Raw genomic sequence first — 23303 nt, forward strand, 5'->3', positions numbered from 1 at the left:
AAAAGGGAGTGGAAAGCATGACAGAACCGCAGGCGTATATTGAACGCCGCCGTCGACTGTTGGAACTGTTGCCCGAGCGGTCGTTCGCCCTGCTTTTTGCCGGCCAAGCGCCTTACATGTCCGGCGATCATCCGTATAGTCCGTTTCACGTCAACCGCAATTTCTTTTACTTGAGCGGAATTGCTCAGGAGCATTCCATTTTGTTACTCGCGAAACTCGACGGGCAGGAGCAAATGGTATTGTTCACCGAACACGTATCTCCCACGGAGGAAAAGTGGACGGGAAAGCGCTTGTCCGACGACCAGGCAAGATCTGTTTCCGGCATTGAGACCATTCAGGACATCGCACAATTTGAAGGAACCTTGGGAAGACTTCTGCGGACCGGAGAGTACGAGCAACTCTACCTGGATGTTGAACAGGACAACTGGGCGCAGACGGAGACGTCGGCACACCGCTTTGCACGTACGTTCCGCGACAAATACCCGGCTGTGTCCATACGCAACCCCTATCCTCTCATCTGCAGGCTCCGAACCGTCAAGGACGACGGTGAGATCAAGCAGATTCGCGAAGCCTTGCGCATCACAAAAGACGGCATTCTGCGAATGATGCAACATGCCAAACCGGGTATGAAAGAGTATGAATTGGAGGCGCACTTCGATTACGCCCTGCGTTCCCAAGGCGTTCGCGAGCATGCGTTTCCAAGTATTATCGCAGGTGGTGAACGGGCGACCGTATTACACTACGTGACCAACGACCAAGCCATTGCCGAGGGCGACTTGGTACTTTGCGATCTCGGCGCGGCCTTCGGCGGCTATTCCGCCGATATCACGCGCACGTTCCCCATTACGGGGAAATTTAGTGATCGCCAACGGCAGTTGTACGAGATTGTACTCAAAGCGATGGAGGCAACCTTTGCCGCCATCCGACCGGGGGTTACGCTCGCAGAACTCAATGACGTGACGAAAGCCACGTACGCGCGGGAGCTGAAGGCAATTGGCCTCATCCAGGAGGACGACGAGGTTTCTCGTTACTACTACCACAGCGTCAGTCACCGCCTGGGTCTCGATACGCATGACGTCGGATCGCCAAAATGGCCTTTGCAGCCTGGCGATGTCATCACGGTAGAACCTGGTTTATATGTGGCGGAGGAAGGTATCGGCATCCGCATCGAGGACGACGTCGTGGTCACCGCCGACGGATATGTCAATCTCTCGGAAGACATCCCAAAGCGCGTCGAAGACGTTGAACGGTTGATGACACTGCGTTGAAGGTGTATGGGGTGGTCACCGCCGCCCCATGCCCCTGCCCCTTGAGTTGCATCTTCTGGCATGCCAGTTTAGACTTGAGATAGTGATGAAAGCGCACCCAAACAAGTTCATTCATTTGCGGCTTGAGGACGGGAATGGCCACACTGCTTCGCCTCTATGGATATGAGACGGACGCTCTGTGGCCATTGTTGTACCTATTGCGATGAGCGTTGCCCAAGGAGGCTGAACTTATGAAAAAGTTACTGAACCAAGCGGATCGCTACGTCGACGAGATGCTGGACGGCATCGTCGCAGCTCACCCAGAGCTCAAACGGGTTCCCGGAACGCAGGTGATTGTCCGGGCGCATCCGAAAGCGAAGGTTGCGCTGGTGAGCGGCGGTGGCAGCGGCCACGAACCGGCGCACGCTGGCTATGTCGGCGATGGCATGCTCGATGCGGCCGTATCGGGTTCCGTCTTTACATCGCCGACCCCGGATCAGGTGCTGGCGGCCATTCGCGCGGTCGATCAGGGGCAGGGCGTGCTTCTCGTCATCAAGAACTACACCGGTGACGTCATGAACTTCGAGATGGCGGCCGATCTCGCAAGCATGGAGGGCATTGCGATCGAAAAAGTCATTGTCGCAGACGATGTCGCCGTCGAAAACAGCACCTACACGGTTGGTAAGCGCGGCATTGCAGGAACCGTCTTCGTGCACAAGATAGCCGGTGCGGCGGCGGAAGCGGGACTTGAACTGGCGGAGGTCAAGCGGATTGCAGAGAAGGTCATTCAAAACGTCTACAGCATGGGAATGGCCCTATCCCCGTGTACCGTACCGGCGAGCGGCAAGCCAAGTTTTGAGCTCGGCGAGGATGAAGTGGAGATTGGCATCGGCATACACGGAGAACCGGGAACACATCGCGAAAGCCTACGATCCGCTGACGATATCGTCGACACGCTACTCGAGCGCATCTTTGCAAAAAGCGGCATCGCACCGCCCGACAGAGTCGCCGTGATGCTCAACGGCCTTGGTGCAACGCCGCAGAGCGAGCTGTACATCGCATACCGCCGGGTGGCCGAACGCCTGGCCGAGCGAAGAATCGCAGTACACAAGACGCTGGTTGGCGAATACATGACATCGCTCGAAATGGCTGGGTTTTCAATCTCGCTCCTCAAACTGGACGACGAGCTCACGCGCCTGCTCGACGCTCCAGCCGATACACCCGCACATCGCCAACGCTGACGACGGAGGTGGGATAGATGTTGACCATCGAGAGCATGCAGGCGTTCATTGAAGCGTACGCCGCGCGTCTGGAAGAGCTCTGCGCAGTTTTGGACGATCTCGATAACCGTATCGGAGATGGGGATCATGGCACAAACATGGCCCGCGGGTTCCGTACGGCAGCGGATCGAACTGCAAGCGGAACGTTTCAGGATCTGGGCGCACTTTGCCAAACCGTCGCCATGGCGCTTCTTTCGAGCGTCGGCGGTGCGTCGGGACCACTGTATGCAACTGCGTTCATGCGGTTTGCGCAAAGTTGGAACGTGTGCACGCATGTCGACTACGCGAAGCTGGCCACAGGCGTCGCCGCCGCCCTCGAAGGCTTGCGGGCCCGTGGCAAAGCCGAGGTGGGCGAAAAGACGATGATTGACGTATGGACGCCTGCGGCTGATGCCATCGCGGCACATCCCGATGAAACTGGCCTACGCGAGGCCGTCTCGCGTGCAACGAACGCTGCCCTTGCCACGCGCGACATCGCAGCCACAAAGGGCCGTGCCGCGTACTTGGGCGCGCGCAGTGTGGGAACGTGCGACCCTGGAAGCATCTCAAGTGCCATGTTCTTCGAAGAACTGGCCGATGCCATTGCAGGAGGGGTGACCAAAACGACATGGCAGACGTCAGCATTGTAGTCGTGTCACACAGCAGGCAACTTGGGGAAGGCCTCGTCAAGTTACTGCGACAACTGGCTCCCGGAGTCGATCTCCACCAGGCTGCGGGCCTTGGCGAGGAACTTGGGACCGATGCGACGGCCGTTGCAGCGGCGCTTCAACAGTGCCCCGAGACCAACGACATCCTCGTGTTTTTCGATCTCGGAAGCGCCGCGATGAATGCAGAGATGGCATTGGAATTGACACCGCAATCTGTGGCCGGGCGCACACACATCGTCGATGCTCCACTCGTCGAGGGGGCCGTCGCTGCGGCGGTCGCAGCGAGAAGCCGCTTGCCAGTCGCCGATGTCATCCAACAAGCCGAGGCGGCTCGGACCGTGCCGAAAATCCTGAGCTGACCCCAACAAGCACTCGCTTCTGGCACGTGGACCGCTCGACCATTGTCCCAGAACAGGCTGCCCGGCCTGGCGGCCGGGCGCGGCCAAGATCATGAAGAGAAACAGGTGGTGACGATGTGCGAAGGGTGATCCGCATATCGACTATCGTCATATTGTCTATAGCATTCGTCGCATGGTTGGCAACCATGGTGGTTTCCTACGTGGTCTGCCGTCAACTTACGCACCCTGCCCGCAAGCCGGTTACCGAAACGCCTGCGATAGAAGGATTGGCTTATCAAAGCATCCGGTTCCCTTCCCGCGTGGATCACCTATCGCTTTCTGGCTGGCTCATTCCGGCCGCAATCAAGACGGATCGAATTGTCATCGAGGCGCACGGATACAGGCAAAACCGCGTTCTTGACCACCCTGCCCTGCCAGTCGCCAAAGCGTTGCACGACGCTGGGTTCGCAGTGTTGATGTTCGACTTCCGTGACGAAGGCGACTCGCCTGGAAGCGAAGTGAGCGTTGGCGAGTACGAAGTTCGGGACTTGTTGGGCGCCATCGATTATGCGCATGCGCAGGGATACACGGAAGTTGGCGTGATTGGCTATTCCATGGGTGCCGCGACGGCGCTGGAAGCGACCGCGCTCGATCCGCGTGTCGATGCAACGATTGCCGACAGTCCATTTGCCAACCTGCAAACCTATTTACAGCAAAACATGGGCACGTGGACCAAGTTGCCAGCCTTTCCGTTTGACGCCGAGATTTTCTGGGAGGCTCAACACATCTTCCACCTCGATGCGGCAGCCGTCGATCCCTTGAAAGATCTCGCTTCCGCAAAACCGCGCCCCATCCTGTTGATTGCGGGCGAGGCCGATACGACGATCCCGATGCAAAACAGCGAAGAATTATATGCGGAGCTCAAACATAACCCTGACGACAGCTTGTGGATCGTCCCCAAGGCCGTGCACGTTGGCGCTTATGACGTTGAACCCAGTCCATATCTGCACCGCGTTGTACAGTTCTTCTCAACCTACTTGCCCCGTGCGCGTTGAAGTGCGGGCATCACGTAAGCTGGTAAACGGCGGCGCTTAATCTGACATACGTACGCTTCGCGCAGTCCCCGGTGAAGCAAACGGCGCCGCCAACATCGAACCCCCACTCGTCATCGCCCGGAAAGCCCTTTCCACGAAATCTCATTGCATCTGTCCACAAACTGTCGTAGATTATGTATAACGTTTTCGTAAAACGTTTTCCTTATTTGAGCATGTATGCTCATTTGCAGTCAGGCCAAAGCGCAGTTTGCGTTTGCGGATGTCGCGGCGGCCTTGAGGAAACTGTAAGAAAGCGCCAACAAGGCGCAATGAAAGAGGGGGAATTTCATGAAAAGGTGGGGTATTGGCCTTTTAATTGGCATTGGCGTCCTCATCAACTACTTTGACAGGACCAACCTGTCCGTCGCGCAACAGCCCTTGTCCAATCTCTATCATTTAAACGATGCGCAAATGGGCATTATTCTTTCTGCATTTGGCTGGTCGTACGCGGCGTTTCAGTTGCCGGTTGGCGCATTGCTCGACAAAGTTGGCGTCAAGTGGCTCAATCGTATCGGCGGGATCATCTGGTCCATTGCGACGTTTATGACTGCCCTTGTCAGCGGTATGGGACTTATCATCCTCGCCCGCGTTCTGCTCGGCGTCGCCGAAGCACCTGTGTTCCCTGCGGCGTCCAAAGCGACAGGCTACTGGTTCCCAGTGCGTGAGCGCGGACTCGCGACATCGCTCTTCGATGCCGCTGCCAAGTTCTCCAACGTCATTGGCACACCGCTCATCGCTTGGGCAGTTACACAGTGGGGGTGGAGAGGCGGCTTCTGGTTCACCGGTATCCTGAGTGTTCTCTACCTGATTGCGTACTGGATCTTTTATCGCGATCCAAAAGAAGCTCGACTGTCTCCTGAAGAAGCGCAACTGTTGCGCGAAGGCGGCGCTCAAGAGGTCGGCGAAGCGGAAGGCGGCGTCGGCCGCAATCTGGCATACTTGCTGGGTCAACGCAAAGTCTGGGGTTTGACACTTGGCTTCGCCGCTTACGGCTACTCGTTTTACCTATTCCTGACCTGGCTGCCAGGCTACCTTGAAAAGCAAATGCATATGTCCATCCTCAAGTCCGGCTGGTATACGGCTGGTCCGTGGCTCGTCGCGACCATCACCGACTTGCTCATTGGCGGTTGGTTGGTCGACAAACTGATTCAACGCGGCCACGATGTCACGCGCGTACGCAAAACCGTCCTGGTCATCGGCATGATTCTCGGTCTGGCCGTCATCCCGGCCGCATTCACGGCGAATCCGAACGTCGCTGTCATTTGGATTGCCATTGCCCTTGGCGGCCTCGCGTTCTCCGCACCGGTTGGCTGGAGCATTCCATCGTTGATCGCGCCAAAAGGTACGGTCGGCACCGTCGGCAGCATCATGAACTTTATCAACAATCTGATGAGTATCATTGCGCCCATCGTCACCGGCTTCGTCGTACAGCGTACAGGATCGTTCGAATCGGCGTTCGTCATTGCCGGTCTCGTACTCGTGCTAGGTATCTTGTGCTATGTATTCATGCTCGGTAAGATTGAGCAGATCCCAGAACAAAGGGTGTGACCCAAACTGAACAGCAACCTGTGTATCGTGGGTCTGGATATGGGCACCACGTCGCTCAAAGTTGTCGCATACACGCTGGCTGGCGAGGAACTCGCCAGCCGTTCGACGTTGATGGAGACGCATACCGATCTGGACGGGCAGGCGGTGCAAAATCCCGCGGCCATTGTACAGGCGGCAAATGAGGCACTGACACAACTGGGGGCGGATCTCGCCGCCCAGGATTATGTCATCGCGGCCATCGGCTTGAGTGCGGCGATGCATAGCCTGATGGCCTTGGACGATCAGAATCATCCCCTCACCCCGGCCATGACGTGGATGGACGCGCGCCCGCATGCCCAGGCGCAAGCCTTGTGGCAAAGCGATTTGGGCAAGGATGTCTACCGGCACACCGGCACGCCCGTCCACGCCATGGCACCGGTCGTGAAACTTGCTTGGTTGCGCCTGAGCCAACCCGAGGTGTTTGCGCAGGCCAAGCGGTTTGTCTCCATCAAGGAATACGTTTGGCACAGTTGGTTTGGCACATGGGAGGTCGATTTCGCCATGGCCTCTGCGACCGGCTTGCTCGACGTGACAACGCGCACATGGTACGAACCTGCACTTGCGTATGCGGGCATTCGCAGTACCGCCCTGTCGACACTGGTCCCCGTGAACTTCGCCAGGCCTGCTTCCGATCTGCCTTTTGCGCACGCCTTGCCACTTGCTGATGGAGCCCTGTGTGTCATCGGTGGTTCGGACGGTGTCCTGGCTTCGTTGGCAGCCGGTGCCACCGATGGCCGCGTCATGGTATTGACGCTTGGCACAAGTCTCGCCTTGCGTACAGGCCACACTGAGCCCTCGACAGACATTGAGAGCCGTTCGTTCTGCTACATCTTAGATGACCATCGCTTCATTCTGGGCAGTCCGAGTAACAGCGGTGGCGTCGTTCTCGATTGGCTGTACCGAAATGTCCTGTCGGAAGACGGAGAAGGGTTTGCGGAGCGGTTTCCCACTCTCTGTGCGGAGGCCGGGAGCGTGGAGGTGGACGGCTTATATTGCATCCCTTACATCACCGGTGAACGAGCACCCATCTGGGATGAGACGTCAAGCGCCGCCTTCGTTGGCTTGAAAGTGTATCATCGACAGCCGCACCTGATGCGGGCCGCCATCGAGGGCGTTCTCTTCAACGCGTATTGGATCGCGCAACAGTTGATGAAGCAACGAGGCAAGCCAGATCGGCTGCTAGTATCGGGGAAACTGTTTCAGCAATCATGGGTACTGGCGTGGATCGCCAACTTATTTGAACTGCCGCTGGCGACGCAAGCTGACATGGATGGTGCGACCTATGGTGCCGCCATGCTGGCCGCTCGGCGTGCCGGTTTGGCGTTGGCCGCGCCGCCGCTTCAACCACTGTCCACGAAGGTCGATGCGGAGGCAGCAGAAAAAATACACCGCCGCTACCGGCAGTGGCGCGAACTGGTGCGCAAACGCAGCTGAGACAAAGCGCGCTACTTGGTCGATCCGCCCGGGACGATGTGCGATGGCAGGACGATCCGGGCGACCTCCGCGCGTCCATCACTTGCCGGCTTGCCATGGACGCGCTTGAGAAGCAGGCGCCCCGCCTCTGCACCCATCTCTTCAACCGGTTGACGCACGCATGTCAAGGTTGGATCGACGAGTTGGGCCCAATCCGGCTCGTCAAATGTGGCCATACCAAACACGCTGGGTACCGCCAAGGGCAGTTGGCGCAACAGACGATACAATGGCATCATAATCAGGCCGTTTGCCGTATAGACGGCAATCGGCTCGCCCTTCGCCGCCTGCGCCAACTCGCTCACCACGCCTGCAGCTCGCTCCATGGAGCCAACATCCTGCCGGTTGACATGCACCACCGTTGCGGCGACTTCGCGGGCCGCGCAAGCGTCCTCATAGCCTTGAAGCCGCTCGATCCGAGTTGGAATCCCAGCTTCGTCTTCAGTCACGTATATCACATGGCGATAACCGCGATCGAACAAGTGTAAAGCCATCTCGCGGGAGGCCTCGCGGTTGTTGGTCGCGATGGTGTGCGCACCGGCGACGGCAAAGGCTCGATCCACCAGCACAACTGGCATTTGCTCCGCGATCGCCGCGAGTAAGTCGCCGTTCTCTCCCCCGGTCTGTAACACCATGGCCTCGACGCGTTGCGCCAGCAACGACTGCACGACGTCCCGCTCAATGTCGGCGTCGCCACCCGTTTCACTGACGATGAGATGATATCCGCTTCGCGTCAAAATGAGGCTGAGCGAACGCAAGAATCCTACACAAAACGGATAGCTCATGTTGACCACGACCGCGGCGATCGATTTGGTGCGGCTCGCCTTCAAACCTTGCGCGAGTGCATTCGGCCGATACCCCAATTCTTCGATCACAGCGCGGATGCGTTCGCGTGTCTTCGCACTCATCGACTCGTAGCGACCGTTGACATAGCGAGAGACAGTCGTGATCGAGACACCGGCGCGATTGGCCACATCTTGAATGGTCACCCGTTTTTCCACGTCAAGCTCCCCCATCGCCAGACCCTATGACAACAGGCGGTAGAATGGCTCCACCGCCTGCATTTCCCGATCAAACCGTTTGCAGCGTGGCTTGACACGCCTCTTGCAAACGCGCATCTATACGATCTCGCTGCAGGCTTACGCCTTTTCGACCGCGTGCCCGCCGAACTGGTTGCGCAGTGCCGCCTGCACCTTGCCTGTAAACGTATCGTCCTCCTGTGAACGGTAGCGCATCAGCAAGGACATGGCGATAATGGGCGTAGCAGCCTGAATGTCCAGAGCTTCTTGCACCGTCCACTGACCTTCGCCGGACGAGTGTACGACCCCTCTGATTTGGTCCAAGCGCGGATCTGCACGGAATGCCTTTTCGGTGAGCTCCATCAGCCAGCCGCGGATGACGGAACCGTTCGACCAACAGCGTGCAACCTCCGCAAAATCATAATCAAACGGACCTTTTTCGAGCACTTCGAAACCTTCGCCGATGGCGGCCATCATGCCGTACTCGACGCCGTTGTGCACCATTTTGCAGTAGTGGCCGCTGCCCGCGCGACCGGTGTAGACATAGCCGTTTGGCACGGCCGTATCCCGAAAAATAGGTTCGATGGTCTTGAAGACCTCGGCGTCGCCACCAATCATATAACAAGCGCCATAGCGCGCACCTTCCATACCGCCGGACGTGCCGACATCGAAGAAGTAAATGCCCTGCTTGGACAATTCTTCAGCGTGACGGACACTCTCCTTGTAGTACGAATTGCCGCCCTCGATGATGATGTCGCCCTTAGTGAGCAGCGGCTTCAATTGGTCAATCAGGTTGTCGACCGGTTTGCCGTGCGGAACCATCAACCAAACAATGCGCGGAGACTCCAATTTGGACACCAAATCGGAAATCGATTCAGCCGGCGTCGCCCCCGCCTCAGCCAAGCGCGCAACTGCGTTCTTGTCGAGATCAAACGCAACCACCTTGTGATTGTGATCCATCATGTTCAGGGCCAAGTTATGCCCCATCTTGCCAAGCCCAATAAGCCCGACTTGCATAGAGAACACCCTTTCCTACTCCTAGTCAGCTGTCTTTCTGCTTTCAGTGTCCCGGCCGCATCCTCTCCCTATACAACGGCCGACTGGACAGAAGCGCCGATTTGCGATCACGCGATTATGTACTTGCAACAAACGCTGTCCCAAAAGCAGGTTTGCGCGATATACTTGGCACGTGGCGAATCCAATACAATGAATGCATTTGGCCCGCTTCTTTCTCTGTGCCGTTGTGAACGCCCCTGGCGCTTCCTCCTGCACACAACTTCTATCATACCACATGCGGCGCGCGGCTACTTCCGCACGCCTCTGAAGAAGCTGACAAAGGAGTTCAAACCATGCAAACAGCCGAAGAGATCATTCGCTTTATCGCAGAAAGCAAAAAAAAGACGCCTGTAAAGGTTTACCTCCGCGGCAAATTGGACGAAATTCAGTTCCCCGCTTCGGTGCGACCGTTCGTCGACGACAAGACCGGTGTGGTATTTGGCGAATGGAACGAGATTTCAGCACTCCTCGAAGCCAACCGCGAAGTGATTGAGGATTTTGAAATCGAGGCGGATCGCCGCAACAGCGCGATTCCACTCCTCGATATCAAGGACACGCCGGCACGCATCGAACCCGGCGCCATCATTCGCGACAAAGTCAAAATTGGCGAAAATGCGGTCATCATGATGGGCGCCATCCTGAATATCGGCGCAGAAGTCGGTCCTGGCACGATGATCGACATGGGAGCCGTTCTCGGCGGCCGCGCCACCGTTGGCGCCAACTGCCATATCGGTGCGGGTGCGGTGTTGGCAGGCGTGATCGAGCCGCCCTCCGCACAACCTGTCATTGTCGAAGATGGCGTGTTGATTGGCGCGAATGCCGTCGTCTTGGAGGGCGTGCGCATCGGCAAGGGTTCCGTCGTGGCCGCGGGTGCGGTCGTCATTGAAGACGTGGCGCCAGGAACGGTGGTTGCAGGCGTGCCCGCACGCGTGATCAAGCGGATTGAAGACGTCGATAGCAAAAAAATCGAGTTGAAAGAGGAACTGCGTCGCCTATGAGCCGCATCGACGTTCACGCTGCGCGGCGAGCCCTTCATCGCATTCCGGAGCTCGGCTTTCAGGAGTACGAGACGCAAAAGTACTTGCTCTCGCTATTGAATGGGCTGCCAACGGATCATTTGTCGGTGACGACGTGGCGCACAGGTATCATCGTCCACATCCGCGGCTCAGAGCCTGAGGCGCGTATAGGCTATCGTTGCGACCTCGACGGCCTGCCCATTCGCGAAGAGACGGGGTGCGACTTTGCTTCGATCCACGAGGGGATGATGCACGCCTGCGGGCACGACGTGCACATGGCCATCGCCTTGGGCCTTGTCGATCACTTCGCGCACACGCAGCCGAAAGACGACTTGATTATCGTCTTTCAGCCGGCGGAGGAAGGCCCAGGCGGCGCACAGCCGATGCTCGCCAGCCCGGAATTCCAAGCCGTTCGGCCGGAGAAGATATTCGCTCTGCACGTGCAGCCGGATTTGCCGGTCGGCGAGATCGGCATCCGCCCCGGTATCCTGTTTGCCAACACGTCAGAATTGTTTATCGATCTCATCGGTCGCGGCGGTCATGCGGCGTACCCGCATCAAGCAAACGATATGGTCGTCGCCGGCGCTCATTTGGTCACAGCCTTACAATCGGTGGTCGCGCGTAATATCGATCCGCTCGACGCAGCGGTAATTACGATTGGCCGCTTGGAGTCCGGCACGAAGCAGAATATCATCGCGGGCCGGGCGCGGCTCGAAGGCACCATTCGCACGCTTGCGGCGGCAACGATGCCGCAGGTGAAACGGCGAATTGAATCCATCGTGGCGGGCGTGGGCGAGATGTTTGATTGCGCGGCCGAGATCGATTATGGTGCAAATTACTATCAGGTGTTCAACCATGAGGAACTCACAAAATCATTTATGGATTTTGTCAGCGCGCGAGGTCTGGCTGTCGTTCGCGAGGTACCGGCTGCGATGACGGGCGAGGACTTTGGCTATTTCCTGAAGGAGATTCCTGGTTTTCTGTTTTGGCTGGGCGCGGAGACGCCGTACGGACTGCACCATGAAAACATGCTGCCCGACGAACGGTGCATCGATACGGCGCTGCGCGTCCTCATACCGTATTTCAGCGAGCGCGGCTACCGTTGATTGCATCCATGCCTACTCGTTGCGGGCGTCACACTCACATCCAATGTTCGATGAAGTATCGGTGCACGCTCGACAGCATGACGAGAATGGCAAGTAAGGCAAAAATCACGGCGCCGACGGCGACTTGCGTTTTTCTCGACTTGGATCGCATCGCTTCGCCCCCAACCGGATCGGAATTCGCGCTTAGCTTGAGCCAACCCTGTACGTTTCATACGCCGGGGTTGGCTTCTGCTAATGGCGATCACGCTCGGCCAGCGTGGGCCACGAACGCCTCAATGCGGCGGAGTGCCTCGCGTAAAACATCGGGATCGCATGCGTAAGACAGGCGCACATAGCCCTCCCCAAACGGACTAAAGGCGTCGCCCGGAACGACGGCAACGCCTGCCTCGGCGAGCAATCGGTGCGCGATGTGTTCCGAGGTATCGCCAAGCGCATCCGCGAGCGCGGGAAATGCGTAAAATGCACCATCAGGGCGAACGAGGGGGATGTCCATGGCGGCGAACAGCGCCACGACGACATCGCGGTTATGTTGGTACAACTCGCGCATCGGTCGGGCGTCGTCGGCACCTTCTCTGAGCGCAGCCAGCGCGGCGCGCTGACTGACCGAAGAGGCACAACTGACGCCATATTGGACAACCTTCGCCATCTCCGCTGAGACGTTTGCGGGTGCAAACGCAAAACCAATGCGCCAGCCGGTCATACTGTGCGATTTGGACAGGCCATGAATGACAATGGTTCGATCGCGCATACCCGGAAGCAGCGAGATGCTCGTTGGACTTCCGGCAAACTGCAGTTCGCAATAAATCTCGTCCGATATCACCCAAACTTTGGTGTCGGCCAATACCTCAGCCAAGGCCTGCAAACGTTCTCTGGGATAGACCACGCCGGTCGGGTTGACCGGCGACGCGAGGATGACCATCCGGGTGCGCGGCGTGATGGCCTGCCGCAGCGCGTCTTCTGTCAGCAAGAGACCATCCTGCCGGGTATCGACGTAGACCACCTCGGCTCCGAGCAGTTTGACAATGCCCTCGTAGCCTGGGTAGGCAGGCGCAGGAATGATGACTTCGTCACCCGGCTGCAAAAGTGTGCGCATGGCGATGTCCAGCGCGTGTGTCGCACCGACAGTGACCAACATTTCCGTTGCGGGATCGTAATCGATCCCGATGAGGCGGCGATAGTACGTCGCGGCAGCTTCGCGCAACGCCAGCGTGCCGCGGTTCGGCGTATAACCCGTATCCCCTTCTCCGATGGCCCTTTGCGCGGCGATCCGAATGTGTTCAGGGGTCGGCAAGTGCGGCTGGCCAATGGTAAGCGATAAAGCATTGGGATATTGGGACACTAGCTCAGAAAATTTACGAATCCCCGAAATTTGGATGGCTTGCGTGCGCGATTGAAACTCCACGTCAAATCCTCCTCAGCGGCGCCGGTTCCTGCCATTGGCTGCTTGGACCGTTTCCGGGAGCTTGCAGGCCGGCGCGATCGCTGTTATATTCACAGTGAATAGCGTAACACGAAACGACAATCACAGCGCTGTGTAACTGGCGGCTTTGCGTGGAGCACCACGAGGAAGCACAGCGAAAACAGTCGACCGCCTGGGCAGAAAAGTGACCCAGGCGGTCGTTTGCGTGTATATAGGCATACTGAACATAGACAAACTCGGATATACCTTTGCAGGAGGGGTAGACATGGCAGAACAGTTAGTCGGCCGCCCTGTCGCACAGGCGCTCAGCGAAGATGTCGCGGCTGAGACCGCATCGTGGCAAGCCCGTGGCATTCAACCGAAACTGGTAACGCTGCTTGTCGGTGACGATCCCGCTTCCAGCGTCTATGCCGCGCAAAAGCGCCGCACGGCAGAACGCCTTGGCGTCGAATTCGAAATCATGCACCTGCCACAACTGTGTGACACAGACGAGCTGGTCCGCCGGGTCGAAGCGTTGAACGCCGATCCATCGGTCCACGGCATCATGATTGAGATGCCCCTGCCCGGCTGCGTCGATGTACAGCGGATCGTCAGTGCGATCGATGCGCTCAAAGACGTCGATGGCCTATCACCATGCCATTCCATTGCGAAACCAACACCGGAGGCTGCACTCTACCCGGCCACGCCACTGGCCTGCATTCGCCTGTTGAAGCACTATGGCTACAAACTCCAAGGTGCTGACGTGACGCTCGTCGGGTGCGGCCAGACCGTCGGTTTGCCGCTCCTGCACCTGCTCATCGCCGAAGGCGCAACCGTCGCCGCGTGTCACGAGTTCACGCGCGACGTGAAGAGTCACCTGCAAAATAGCGAGATCGCCATCGTGGCGGTGGGCAAAGGCGGACTGCTCGGCCCTGATATGGTGCACGCGGGCCTGACCGTCATCGACGTCGGCATTTCACAAAGCGACGACGGGGATGTACAGGGCGACCTCGCACCCGATGCGGCAGCCCTGACCAAAGCATACACGCCGACGCCCGGCGGGGTCGGCGCCGTGACGACGGTACAGATTTTCGCCAACTTGATGCACGGGATGAAGCTGCAAGAGGATGCGGGTGTGTTGTAGATGGCACAGCGGGCCTGCGTCAAGGCCTGCTTCGTGATCCCAACAACCGCCGCCACATCACACGGCCGAACACTGGCCCTGTCATGTAAAACAGTGCATTTCGTAAACACGCCACGCCTTTGCTTTGCCACTGCATGATGTCGCCGAACTGCCGCGTGACATACGCCATTTGGCGAACCCTGCGCCGGCGTCGATCCGCATAGATGCCGAAAGCCGCTGGCGATACACCGGCATCCCGGACAACTTCCAACCACACCGCCGCGTCCTCGATGGCCAAGGCACCTCCGAATCCCAGGTTCGGCGTAATGGCGTGCGCCGCGTCACCCATGAGGGCGATATGCCCCATCGCCATTGGGCAGCCTGGCGGGAGATCCTGAACGCGATGGTGCAAGATATCCGAATCTGCTGTGGCCGCGATGCACGCTTGCACAGGTGGCGGGAATCGCTCCAAAAGTGTGCGAGCCACAGTCCAACTGTCGCCGTCCCTGAGGTGACTCTGATTCACCGTCGCGAACCAATAGGTTGATTGCGGCGATACGGATGCATATCCGAATCGCACGCCCAAACCCCAATACTCCCACATGGTCGCGGGATCGACCACTGCCCCATGCGTCATTCCACGCCACGCGGTGTAGTGAGTCGGCCTCGGCTGTACCGGGTACAAACAGTTGCGCGCCTGTGAATGGATTCCATCCGCGATGATGACAGCGTCATACCATAGCTGCCCATGCGAACCGACGACAACCGCGCCATCTTTGGATGTGAGCACGCGATGCACTTGCGCGCGAACAATCTTTGGCTCGTCAAGCGCCTCATACATACGCCGTTGCAAAACATCGCGCCGGACGCACACCGGGAAGTATCCATATTGCCTGCGTATCCAAGCAAGCGGCAAGGAGTACAACACGGCTCCCCGATCCGTCGCAATCCCGCCGTTGGTCATGGCGTTGGACGCTACGACATCCACGAAATTGCGCATGCCGAGCTCTGACAGTGCGCATAGGGCATTTGGCCAAAGCGTAATCCCTGTCCCTCCAGCCAACGGATCTTCGGCCGCATCGAACAGTTGAAAATCGATACCAAGTTGACGACAGGCAAGCCCAGCTGCAAGGCCCGCAATCCCCGCACCGACAATGCCTAAACGAGCGGCCAACGGATCACCCCTCCCGCAATTGCTGGTGTGGTGTGAACAGCTTGGGATACGTCAAGAATCCGATGACAATGCTCGTAATCGCCGATCCCGCCAAGATACAGAAGAGAATCATCAATTGATAGCGAACGGCTTGCACCGGATCCGCCCCCGCGATGATCTGACCCGTCATCATGCCAGGCAATTGAACGAGGCCGGTCGTCTTTGTCGAATCAATTGTCGGAATCATGCCAGCCCGAATGGCCTGTTTAAGCCGCGGATACACGGCCTGTTTGGGGCTTCCGCCAAGCGCGAGCACAGCCGTGATTTCGGCCCGCCCATTTTCGATCTCGCGCTGCAATCGATTGAGGAGAAGGCCTGCCGCCACCATCGAGTTGCCGATGATCATCCCCGTGATGGTGATGATGTATCTCGCTTGAAAAGGAACGACGCCAATCCCCAGCAACAACCCTTGCGTAACGATCTCGGTGACGACAAGACCCGCCAAAATCGCCCAAATCGCACCGGGTATCGCTTTCGCCCGCCCCCTCGCATTCCACGCCGCCACCGCAATGATGAGGGCGACCATCAGCAAGATAAAAATCGTCTGCTGCGATGCAAAGACAAACTTCAATATGTATCCGACCACCAGCAACTGAATCCCCGCACGCACCGCCGCGATCACGATGTCGCGCTCAACGCCAAGCCGCAGCCAGATCGAAAGCACGAGTGAGACAACGACGAACAACAATGTGAACGAGAGTGACAGATAACTCATGCTTCTCCCTCCTTCGCCTGCGCGAGAAACGACCGCAATTCCGAAGTTGCAGGCTCCACAAGCAGGCGTTCTGCAGGGCCATCCTCCACCAACCTGCCCGCAACCAAGAACCAAATGTCGTCCGCCACACGACGAGCCTGACGCAAATCGTGCGTCACCCAAAGCATTGTGGTATTCAGACGGGAGCGAATTTCGAGCAACGTTTCCTCCACTTCTCGTTTGGCATGGACATCGAGCGCCGAGGTCACTTCGTCCAGTAGCAGCACATCCGGTTCCATGGCGAGCGTTCTCGCTAAAGCGACCCGTTGCTGTTGCCCGCCGGAAAGATCCGTCGCAGGTTTGGTTAACAGCCCCCGCGGCAGATCGACCAGTTCAAGCAGCCGTCCCGCATCGGTCAATGGACGGTTGTGCAACCGCAAACCAAACAGCACATTGTCCTCAACAGTGCCCGGAAACATGGTCGCCGCCTGAAAGACCATCCCCACTTTTTGTCGAAGCAGTTGCACTGGCCAGTCACGAATTTCCTTGCCTGCCACTTCAATGCGCCCTGTGGATGGCGTCCGCAGCAGGTTGCACAGCGATAACAACGTGCTCTTCCCTGCACCAGATGGGCCGATCACGGCCGCCGTACGCCCTCTTTCCAACGTTGCGCTGACACCTTGCAACAACCACGTATCGCCATCGCTTTGATAGCCGACGTCCATCATCTGTATCGCCGCTTCGCTCACAGATTTCTCCTCCGTCCTCTGCATGTTGTATACTGGCTCGGTGCAAGACTGTTGGAAACAACTTAGTCGTGCACGTCAAATGGAGGTGTTCCTGATGTCTGATACAAAAGCCACACGTATCGTCCTGGCCAAACGCCCTATCGGCACGCCCGATGACGATTGTTTCCGCACGGAAACGGTCTCCCTCGGCGAACCCGCCGACGGGCAAGTCCTCGTCAAAACTCGCTACCTTTCCGTCGATCCCTATATGCGCGGGCGTATGAATGACGTCAAATCGTATGTCCCACCCTACCGCCTCGATGAACCCATTTCTGGCGGCGCCATCTGCGAAGTCGTCGCTTCGCGCGCTTCTCACCTACAGCCGGGCGATCTCGTTCTCACCCAGACGGGTTGGCAGACACACGCCCTGGTCGCGGCTGAAAAGGCCAGCAAACTCGATCCAGTGCCACAACCTGTGACCCTTGCTCTTGGGCTGCTCGGTATGACCGGGCTGACGGCCTATTTTGGCCTCATTGATATCTGCGATCCGAAACCTGGCCAAACCATCGTCGTCTCTGGTGCCGCAGGTGCGGTTGGCATGGTCGTCGGGCAAATCGGAAAAATCCTCGGTTGCCGGGTTGTTGGTATCGCCGGATCGGACGAAAAAAATCGATACCTGACCGACGAGATCGGATTCGATGCGTCCGTCAACTACAAATCGCCGACTTTCTATGAAGACCTCAAAAAGGCGTGTCCCGACGGCGTCGACGTGTACTTTGACAACGTGGGTGGCCCGGTTACCGATGCCGTGATGAAGCAGATTAACGATTTCGCACGTATCTCAGTGTGCGGTCAGATATCATTGTACAATCTTTCCGAGCCAGACGTTGGCCCCCGCATCGCGCCCATCTTGCTCACACGCAAGGCAAAGATGCAAGGATTTATCGTCGGCGACTACCATACCCGTTTTCCGGAGGGCATGGCACAACTATCGAAATGGTACACGGAAGGCCGATTGAAGTCCCAAGAAACCATCATCAAAGGCTTCGATCGGACTATTGAGGCATTCTTGGGGCTATTCACTGGAATCAACACTGGCAAACTCATTGTGGAAGTTGAATAAGTTCATTGCGCAGGATTTCGCCAAAAAACAGGGCAAGCCGTCAGTGTGCGGCTTGCCCTGTTTGTCTTGGAACACTTCATATCATCATCTGTGCCCCTTGTTGGAACCGTACCACAGGTGGTCATGAAAAAACTGACGATACATCCACCATGTAAGCACCCCAGCGAGTGCGCAGTGAAGCGCAAGAAACACGCTTTTTCCGAGAGCCGGATGCGGTGAATATAAATAGCGAAACGCAACGACGCCAACCAATTCGAAGTTGAACGCAAACAGAATGCCGACGGTCAATAGCGTCAACAGACCTTTGGTAACTCTGGACATGGTGCGAATCGCAAATGCCCCCCAAACGACCACACGTTCTTTCGAGGATATGATTATAGCACGCAAATGGCCGAGCGTCACTGAATAGAAATAAGCGTTGGAGGGCGCGGCGTTCGACAGCATGTGACCTGTAGACCTTGCTAGACTGAAAACTGCAGTGTTTCACGGATGAGCGATGCGTCACAATATACAGTTGTTGCCGGTCAGATCGGCCTTGGGATGGAGAGATGGCAGATGTGCAAAACTTGGTGGACACGTTGTTTGTCAGCGGTGATAGCAGCCACGGTGTGGCTCACCCCCTGGGGTATGTCGGAAAACGACAATGCCTCCTTACAACCCGTCCTTGCAGCCCAAGCGACATCGACAAAGAGCGCATCGAGTATATCGACCAACGCGACGAATCAGACCCATAGCAAACCTCAACCAACAAAGCTGCCGCAGCAACCGAAGCCAGCTGTTGTCGCCGTCGGAACCACGGGCGATGCAGCGCTTTGGATGAACGAAGCCCTGGCCGAGTTCAATCTGTTGCCCTTGACGTTCAAACCCGCGAATGGAGAAAGCCCTCTGGCCGTATGCAAGGCGCTGCAGGCCTCGCTTGCCGCTGGTACACTGATACCGGTGGCTGGCTCATGGACATGGAAGACGCCACAGCCTCAAAGCTTGGTGCAGTTGTGGAACCCAAACGTTGCGTCACCCGTGACGGAAAGTGGCATCATGGCGTTTGAGGCGGCGCAGGGTCTCGCTGTCGATGGCATCGCGGGCCCACAGGTATACGCGGCATTCAAGCAAACCTTGACCTCGAATCAGACGGTTGGATCACGACCTTATACGTACATCACCGTCAGCGAGACACGACCTGAGACGCTACGCGTCTGGCAAAACGGAAACGTGGTACTGACGACACTGGCGAATACCGGTATCTCTGCGTCACCAACGCCCATCGGGACGTTCCCTGTCTATGCACAGTATCTCTCGCAAGACATGCAAGGAAAGGATCCAAACGGCGTTCCCTACAACGATCCGGATGTACCCTATGTCAGCTACTTCGATGGAGGCTGCGCGATTCACGGGTTTGTCCGCGCCAGCTACGGATTTCCGCAAAGCCTTGGCTGTGTCGAGTTGCCGCTCGCTATCGCAGGCAAGGTGTTTTCGTACATCCGTATCGGCACACTGGTCACCATCCAAAGCTAGATTCGTTCCCTAGATAACTGGTTGTTTTGGTAGAATGGGTGCAATCCTTTTCAGATGTTTGACACGAACGTGTCCATACGCCCAAGGAGCCAACCATGACCACAACAACCCTCGTCCAAGGCCAGCCGAGCAGCATGCACAGCGAAAAAACACTCGACTGGCCGTTGTCTGTCCTGCTTTTGATCTCTGTCCTGGTGCATCTGCCCACTCTCAACATGCCGCTCGTCTCGATTGACGCTTGGCGACAGACAGACGAAGAGAGCATCGTCTATTACTTTGTTCACCATACCATGAATATCCTCGATCCGGCGGTCTTTTACGACGGTCTCGGCCCACAGCGCGTGCAACTTGAACTACAAATCATCCCATGGCTCACTGCCTGCTTGGTCCACATATTCGGCTGGCACACATGGCTTCTACATATCGTTCCAGACGCTTGTTTTACCTGCAACGTGTGGCTGTGCTATCGCGTCGCGCGAGCATGCTCTGCCCCGGTCGGGATGGCTCGCTTGGCTGCCGTGTTTTACTTGCTTATCCCCTATGACATCTACTATGGACAAGCGCTCATGCCGGAAGTCGTGATGACCACGGGCATGTTGCTCGCCCTGTGGGCGACATTGCGCTATGCGATGAAAACGACCTGGCAGCGGGCGATGGTGACTGGTCTGGCCGTCTGCCTGATGCTGCTTGCCAAGCTTCCTTCCGCAACAGCCCTGCCCGCACTGGCAGTGGTCGTGATCGGCAAACAGGGCTGGCGCACACTCGCCTCGACACGAACTTGGTTACCCGTCGCGGCCGCCCTGGCCATCACCTGGCTGTATACCGAATACGAAGGCAGCCACGCCGTACACGCATTCATCGCAGGCGATGCACACGCCTATTTGCTGCAACATCTCGACGACACCCTCTCGCCACACATCTATCTACAAGCAGGTTGGTTCGGAGCGACGACGGCGATTGGTTTCGCCATCGCCGCAGCGGCATTCTACGGATGTTTTTGCCCGTGCGACGGCCCCCTTGTCCCGTTGCGCCGAACCTTCGCAGCCTGGCTTGTCGCGGCGTTTCTATTCACCGCCTGGGTCGCTACACACAACGCGCTGCACTACTACTACATTGTCCTCACCGTGCCCGCCGCGGAACTGGCCGCCTTGGGGACGTGGCAATTGTGGCAATGCCGCAGCGTCGTATCGCGCCTGATGGCCGCCGTCGTGGCCTGCGGCGCCTTGACAATGAGTGTCGTGGCGACCCCGGCGTACTATCAACCTGCCGAAGCGCCGATGTATCGGCTAGGAGCCGATTTGCAAGTGCATCTTCCAGCCAGCGAGGGCATCGCTTTGGTCGCGTCAAGCCCGGTTCTGTTCGACTATGCAAAGCGCGGCGGTTGGCGTTGGTACGGCGGCGATAAGGCCGCCGCGTTTAAACAGTGGCTGCGTGGAACTTGGGACAAGGGGGCTGGTGTCGCCGTGATCGAAGACCCCAAGGCATACCCAAGCGTCACTGAGCTGCTCACACAGCGCTATGCCACGCAAGTCCGCGATGGCAGCCTGGTGGCGTGGCTCCCTGCGCATGGAATGGCGAGCGACGGCCACGTTTACAATACATTTCGAAACAAGTGAGTGCTTCCGCCTCGCTTATAACCTCATGAGCATGACACTCGCCTATCGGAGGTGCTGTATGCCCAATCGCCACCGCCACCCGGATCCAACTGAGGCCTTACAGCGCCTTGGTGTCCCTCGCGAAGTCGCAGAACTGTGCCAGCTCCCCGGGGTCGGTCCGAAGATCGCCGCCGATTTGTACCGCCGCCACAGCATTGCATCGTTGGAGGATCTTGCGACCGCTCTCCATCGTTCACTGCGTCCATTCTTGTCCTATGGCACCAACACGGTCGATCGCTGGCAACGCGATCTCCCTGTCCTGCTCGAACGCCGCCACAGCTGGCCGATTGCCCTTGCCGCCCCGCAGGCAGAGGCCATCTGTGCGGAGTTGGCGAACCTCCCCGGCATCACCGCCGCAGGCGTCGCTGGCAGCGTGCGACGCCTGGCAACCATGAATCGATGCATCGAGGTCGTGGTCGCGTGTGCGGATCGATCCGCCCTTGATGTGTGGTGCCAGAAGGCTGGGGCGGTAACGCGCATGCCGGCTGACCATCCTTCGGCTATCGCAACGATCCGCTTCACCACCGGCAGCGGCGCCGATGTTCTGCCAGTGCTTGTTCATGTCGCCTTGCCGGAGGCTTTCTCGGCGGCTCTGTTGCAAAGCACCGGCGACACGACCCACGTCGAGGTCATGACCAGGCTGTTGGCACAAGCGTCTTTGACGTGGAGCGAAAGTGGCCTGGTGCACGGCGGAACGAAGACTTTGCCTGTCGCCTCGGAAGCTGAGCTGTACGCCCACGTCGGGTTGCCGTGGCTGCCGCCTGAGTTGCGGGAAGGCGAAAGTATGCTGCAATCGCCGTCCTTTCTCATTCAGCGAACTGACATCCGCGGCGATCTACATATGCACAGTACGTGGAGCGACGGCTCGCTGTCCATTGCGGAATTGGCGGAAACCGCCGAGCGCATGGGATACGAATATATCGCCGTGACGGACCACTCGCAGTCGCTCACCATTGCACACGGCTTGACGCCGGATGATTTGCGGCGCCAGCGCGGCGAGATCGAACAAGTGCGTCGCCGCGCCAAGGTCCATATCTTGCATGGAAGCGAGGTGGATATTTTATCTGATGGAAGACTCGACTTTCCTGATGAAGTACTTGCCGATCTCGACATCGTGATCGCCTCGATCCACACCGCGTTCACACAATCCCGAGAGGCGATGACGCAGCGCATCCTGCGCGCTTTGGCGAATCCACACGTGCACATCTTGGCCCACATGCACGGCCGGCTGATCGGCAAGCGTTCCGGCTATGCGGTCGATACGGAACAGGTGCTTGCAGCTGCAGCTCGCCATGGCGTGATGGTCGAGTTGAACGCAAATCCGAATCGCCTCGACATCTGGGATGAATGGATTCGAAAGGCTCTAGAGCTTCACATCGCCATCCCCATCGACACGGATGCACACGAACCGGGTGAAATGGGCAACATCACATACGGTGTCCGCATGGGTATTCGCGGATGGCTGCCCAAGACTCAGGTGCCCAACACGTTGCCCTATGCGGTGTTAAAACAACGACTCGACGCGCGTCGACGGCAGATAGCGGTCAAACGATAGTTGCTGCTCGCCATCAAGGTGTGGCAGATGTCCGAACTTCGCATGATAGCTCCTGACCTGCAGATGGAAAACCTGTAGACTAGCAGTTGTGAGCCGCCATAAGCGGATAGACAATGAAGCTAGGGGGCTTTGTGATGAAGTTCGTGTACTGGGTGATTGCCGGCATCATCATCATCGGAGGCTGTTGGTGGTTATTCAACTGGTTGCGGCGATCCGACAAGCCAAGCGATGACTATTTCACTTTACTTGAAAAACTGCAGACTCATCCCGACGACGACGCGCTGCGGCAACAGATTTATGCGGTAGGCCGGAAGTTCTACAAAAACCGCATGAGTGGAATTGACGATGCCATTAAGATGGATGTCGAACTGGCCTTGCGCGGGGAACTGCAAATGCCAGTGGACGACAAGTACTGAGCCGCCGGCAATGGCCGCCCGCGAT

The 23303-nt window shown here is 57.7% G+C and carries 22 protein-coding genes and 1 riboswitch; of the genes, 15 read left to right on the plus strand and 7 right to left on the minus strand.

Features of this window, described 5'->3' with window-relative positions; genetic code table 11:
- Nucleotides 1-17 precede the first annotated feature (17 nt).
- The 7 genes from C7445_RS04575 to C7445_RS04605 all read left to right on the plus strand — a co-directional run bounded on the left by C7445_RS04575 (nucleotide 18) and on the right by C7445_RS04605 (nucleotide 7627).
- Complete coding sequence (locus C7445_RS04575; RefSeq protein ID WP_134158853.1) at nucleotides 18-1268, plus strand: aminopeptidase P family protein; 1251 nt, start codon at nucleotides 18-20, stop codon at nucleotides 1266-1268.
- Nucleotides 1269-1498: 230 nt separating this feature from the next.
- Nucleotides 1499-2488 (plus strand): dihydroxyacetone kinase subunit DhaK, encoded by a 990-nt coding sequence (dhaK, locus tag C7445_RS04580; protein WP_134158854.1) that lies wholly within the window; start codon nucleotides 1499-1501, stop codon nucleotides 2486-2488.
- Between the two features lie 17 nt (nucleotides 2489-2505).
- Nucleotides 2506-3156, plus strand: coding sequence for a dihydroxyacetone kinase subunit DhaL (dhaL, locus tag C7445_RS04585; protein ID WP_134158855.1), 651 nt, complete (start codon nucleotides 2506-2508; stop codon nucleotides 3154-3156).
- Complete coding sequence (dhaM, locus tag C7445_RS04590; RefSeq protein WP_134158856.1) at nucleotides 3135-3533, plus strand: dihydroxyacetone kinase phosphoryl donor subunit DhaM; 399 nt, start codon at nucleotides 3135-3137, stop codon at nucleotides 3531-3533. The genes dhaL and dhaM overlap by 22 nt, the downstream gene beginning before the upstream one ends.
- Before the next feature lie 116 nt (nucleotides 3534-3649).
- The gene (locus C7445_RS04595; protein ID WP_134158857.1) at nucleotides 3650-4567 is read left to right on the plus strand and encodes an alpha/beta hydrolase; all 918 of its coding nucleotides are present in this window, start codon (nucleotides 3650-3652) and stop codon (nucleotides 4565-4567) included.
- 327 nt (nucleotides 4568-4894) lie between these two features.
- A complete protein-coding gene (locus tag C7445_RS04600) occupies nucleotides 4895-6154 on the plus strand; it encodes an MFS transporter (RefSeq protein WP_134158858.1) in 1260 nt (419 codons plus the stop codon).
- 27 nt (nucleotides 6155-6181) lie between these two features.
- Nucleotides 6182-7627, plus strand: a complete 1446-nt coding sequence (locus C7445_RS04605) for a gluconokinase (protein WP_134158859.1) — start codon at nucleotides 6182-6184, stop codon at nucleotides 7625-7627.
- A gap of 11 nt (nucleotides 7628-7638) precedes the next feature.
- Here C7445_RS04605 and C7445_RS04610 read toward each other — a convergent pair whose 3' ends face one another.
- Together C7445_RS04610 and gnd are read right to left on the minus strand one after the other, a co-directional pair.
- Complete coding sequence (locus C7445_RS04610; protein ID WP_243834944.1) at nucleotides 7639-8664, minus strand: LacI family DNA-binding transcriptional regulator; 1026 nt, start codon at nucleotides 8662-8664, stop codon at nucleotides 7639-7641.
- Between the two features lie 138 nt (nucleotides 8665-8802).
- Nucleotides 8803-9699, minus strand: a complete 897-nt coding sequence (gene gnd, locus C7445_RS04615; protein ID WP_134158941.1) for a phosphogluconate dehydrogenase (NAD(+)-dependent, decarboxylating) — start codon at nucleotides 9697-9699, stop codon at nucleotides 8803-8805.
- A 332-nt stretch (nucleotides 9700-10031) separates the two neighbouring features.
- Here gnd and dapD point away from each other — a divergent pair, with 332 nt between their 5' ends.
- Together dapD and C7445_RS04625 are read left to right on the plus strand one after the other, a co-directional pair.
- A complete protein-coding gene (gene dapD / locus C7445_RS04620; RefSeq protein ID WP_134158861.1) occupies nucleotides 10032-10736 on the plus strand; it encodes a 2,3,4,5-tetrahydropyridine-2,6-dicarboxylate N-acetyltransferase in 705 nt (234 codons plus the stop codon).
- Entirely contained in the window at nucleotides 10733-11860 is a 1128-nt protein-coding gene (locus C7445_RS04625; protein WP_134158862.1) for an N-acetyldiaminopimelate deacetylase, read from the plus strand. Before dapD ends, C7445_RS04625 begins: the two co-directional genes overlap by 4 nt.
- A 241-nt stretch (nucleotides 11861-12101) precedes the next feature.
- Here the strand turns inward: C7445_RS04625 and C7445_RS04630 are convergent, their stop codons facing one another.
- Complete coding sequence (locus C7445_RS04630; RefSeq protein ID WP_134158863.1) at nucleotides 12102-13262, minus strand: aminotransferase class I/II-fold pyridoxal phosphate-dependent enzyme; 1161 nt, start codon at nucleotides 13260-13262, stop codon at nucleotides 12102-12104.
- 122 nt (nucleotides 13263-13384) lie between these two features.
- A riboswitch (ZMP/ZTP riboswitch) is annotated at nucleotides 13385-13465 on the plus strand.
- Between the two features lie 80 nt (nucleotides 13466-13545).
- Here C7445_RS04630 and C7445_RS04635 point away from each other — a divergent pair.
- Complete coding sequence (locus C7445_RS04635) at nucleotides 13546-14403, plus strand: bifunctional 5,10-methylenetetrahydrofolate dehydrogenase/5,10-methenyltetrahydrofolate cyclohydrolase (RefSeq protein WP_134158864.1); 858 nt, start codon at nucleotides 13546-13548, stop codon at nucleotides 14401-14403.
- A gap of 19 nt (nucleotides 14404-14422) precedes the next feature.
- Here C7445_RS04635 and C7445_RS04640 read toward each other — a convergent pair whose 3' ends face one another.
- Genes C7445_RS04640 through C7445_RS04650 form a run of 3 tightly spaced genes read right to left on the minus strand, consistent with a single transcriptional unit; the run spans nucleotide 14423 to nucleotide 17038 of the window.
- A complete protein-coding gene (locus C7445_RS04640) occupies nucleotides 14423-15556 on the minus strand; it encodes an FAD-dependent monooxygenase (protein ID WP_166668995.1) in 1134 nt (377 codons plus the stop codon).
- A gap of 4 nt (nucleotides 15557-15560) precedes the next feature.
- Nucleotides 15561-16310 carry an ABC transporter permease gene (locus C7445_RS04645; protein WP_134158866.1) on the minus strand — a complete coding sequence of 250 codons (750 nt, stop codon included), beginning with the start codon at nucleotides 16308-16310 and terminating at the stop codon, nucleotides 15561-15563.
- The gene (locus C7445_RS04650; RefSeq protein WP_243834945.1) at nucleotides 16307-17038 is read right to left on the minus strand and encodes an ABC transporter ATP-binding protein; all 732 of its coding nucleotides are present in this window, start codon (nucleotides 17036-17038) and stop codon (nucleotides 16307-16309) included. The genes C7445_RS04645 and C7445_RS04650 overlap by 4 nt, the downstream gene beginning before the upstream one ends.
- 94 nt (nucleotides 17039-17132) lie before the next feature.
- On the opposite strand from C7445_RS04650, the gene C7445_RS04655 reads away from it, so the two are divergent.
- On the plus strand, nucleotides 17133-18140 hold the full coding sequence (locus C7445_RS04655) for an NADP-dependent oxidoreductase (protein WP_134158868.1): 1008 nt from the start codon (nucleotides 17133-17135) through the stop codon (nucleotides 18138-18140).
- An 84-nt stretch (nucleotides 18141-18224) separates the two neighbouring features.
- On the opposite strand, the gene C7445_RS14820 is transcribed toward C7445_RS04655, so the two are convergent.
- The gene (locus tag C7445_RS14820; RefSeq protein ID WP_243834946.1) at nucleotides 18225-18584 is read right to left on the minus strand and encodes a hypothetical protein; all 360 of its coding nucleotides are present in this window, start codon (nucleotides 18582-18584) and stop codon (nucleotides 18225-18227) included.
- A gap of 147 nt (nucleotides 18585-18731) precedes the next feature.
- On the opposite strand from C7445_RS14820, the gene C7445_RS04665 reads away from it, so the two are divergent.
- The 4 genes from C7445_RS04665 (at nucleotide 18732) to C7445_RS04680 (ending at nucleotide 23278) form a co-directional block, all read left to right on the plus strand.
- Entirely contained in the window at nucleotides 18732-19652 is a 921-nt protein-coding gene (locus C7445_RS04665) for a L,D-transpeptidase family protein (RefSeq protein WP_243834961.1), read from the plus strand.
- Nucleotides 19653-19747: 95 nt separating this feature from the next.
- The gene (locus C7445_RS04670) at nucleotides 19748-21268 is read left to right on the plus strand and encodes an ArnT family glycosyltransferase (protein ID WP_134158870.1); all 1521 of its coding nucleotides are present in this window, start codon (nucleotides 19748-19750) and stop codon (nucleotides 21266-21268) included.
- Between the two features lie 58 nt (nucleotides 21269-21326).
- On the plus strand, nucleotides 21327-22862 hold the full coding sequence (locus C7445_RS04675; protein WP_166668996.1) for a DNA polymerase/3'-5' exonuclease PolX: 1536 nt from the start codon (nucleotides 21327-21329) through the stop codon (nucleotides 22860-22862).
- Between the two features lie 134 nt (nucleotides 22863-22996).
- Nucleotides 22997-23278, plus strand: coding sequence for a hypothetical protein (locus tag C7445_RS04680; RefSeq protein ID WP_134158872.1), 282 nt, complete (start codon nucleotides 22997-22999; stop codon nucleotides 23276-23278).
- Nucleotides 23279-23303: the final 25 nt, after the last annotated feature.

It is taken from the genome of Alicyclobacillus sacchari (genome assembly GCF_004366795.1).
GTDB classification, from domain to species: Bacteria; Bacillota; Bacilli; order Alicyclobacillales; family Alicyclobacillaceae; genus Alicyclobacillus; species Alicyclobacillus sacchari.

What these genes read in the sequence shown, in the direction of transcription:
- C7445_RS04575 (WP_134158853.1), top strand. Translation starts at nt 18, where the DNA reads ATGACAGAACCGCAGGCGTATATTGAACGCCGCCGTCGACTGTTGGAA.
- dhaK (WP_134158854.1), top strand. Translation starts at nt 1,499, where the DNA reads ATGAAAAAGTTACTGAACCAAGCGGATCGCTACGTCGACGAGATGCTG.
- dhaL (WP_134158855.1), top strand. Translation starts at nt 2,506, where the DNA reads ATGTTGACCATCGAGAGCATGCAGGCGTTCATTGAAGCGTACGCCGCG.
- dhaM (WP_134158856.1), top strand. Translation starts at nt 3,135, where the DNA reads ATGGCAGACGTCAGCATTGTAGTCGTGTCACACAGCAGGCAACTTGGG.
- C7445_RS04600 (WP_134158858.1), top strand. Translation starts at nt 4,895, where the DNA reads ATGAAAAGGTGGGGTATTGGCCTTTTAATTGGCATTGGCGTCCTCATC.
- gnd (WP_134158941.1), bottom strand. Translation starts at nt 9,699, where the DNA reads ATGCAAGTCGGGCTTATTGGGCTTGGCAAGATGGGGCATAACTTGGCC.
- dapD (WP_134158861.1), top strand. Translation starts at nt 10,032, where the DNA reads ATGCAAACAGCCGAAGAGATCATTCGCTTTATCGCAGAAAGCAAAAAA.
- C7445_RS04625 (WP_134158862.1), top strand. Translation starts at nt 10,733, where the DNA reads ATGAGCCGCATCGACGTTCACGCTGCGCGGCGAGCCCTTCATCGCATT.
- C7445_RS04635 (WP_134158864.1), top strand. Translation starts at nt 13,546, where the DNA reads ATGGCAGAACAGTTAGTCGGCCGCCCTGTCGCACAGGCGCTCAGCGAA.
- C7445_RS04645 (WP_134158866.1), bottom strand. Translation starts at nt 16,310, where the DNA reads ATGAGTTATCTGTCACTCTCGTTCACATTGTTGTTCGTCGTTGTCTCA.
- C7445_RS04655 (WP_134158868.1), top strand. Translation starts at nt 17,133, where the DNA reads ATGTCTGATACAAAAGCCACACGTATCGTCCTGGCCAAACGCCCTATC.
- C7445_RS14820 (WP_243834946.1), bottom strand. Translation starts at nt 18,584, where the DNA reads ATGCTGTCGAACGCCGCGCCCTCCAACGCTTATTTCTATTCAGTGACG.
- C7445_RS04670 (WP_134158870.1), top strand. Translation starts at nt 19,748, where the DNA reads ATGACCACAACAACCCTCGTCCAAGGCCAGCCGAGCAGCATGCACAGC.
- C7445_RS04675 (WP_166668996.1), top strand. Translation starts at nt 21,327, where the DNA reads ATGCCCAATCGCCACCGCCACCCGGATCCAACTGAGGCCTTACAGCGC.
- C7445_RS04680 (WP_134158872.1), top strand. Translation starts at nt 22,997, where the DNA reads ATGAAGTTCGTGTACTGGGTGATTGCCGGCATCATCATCATCGGAGGC.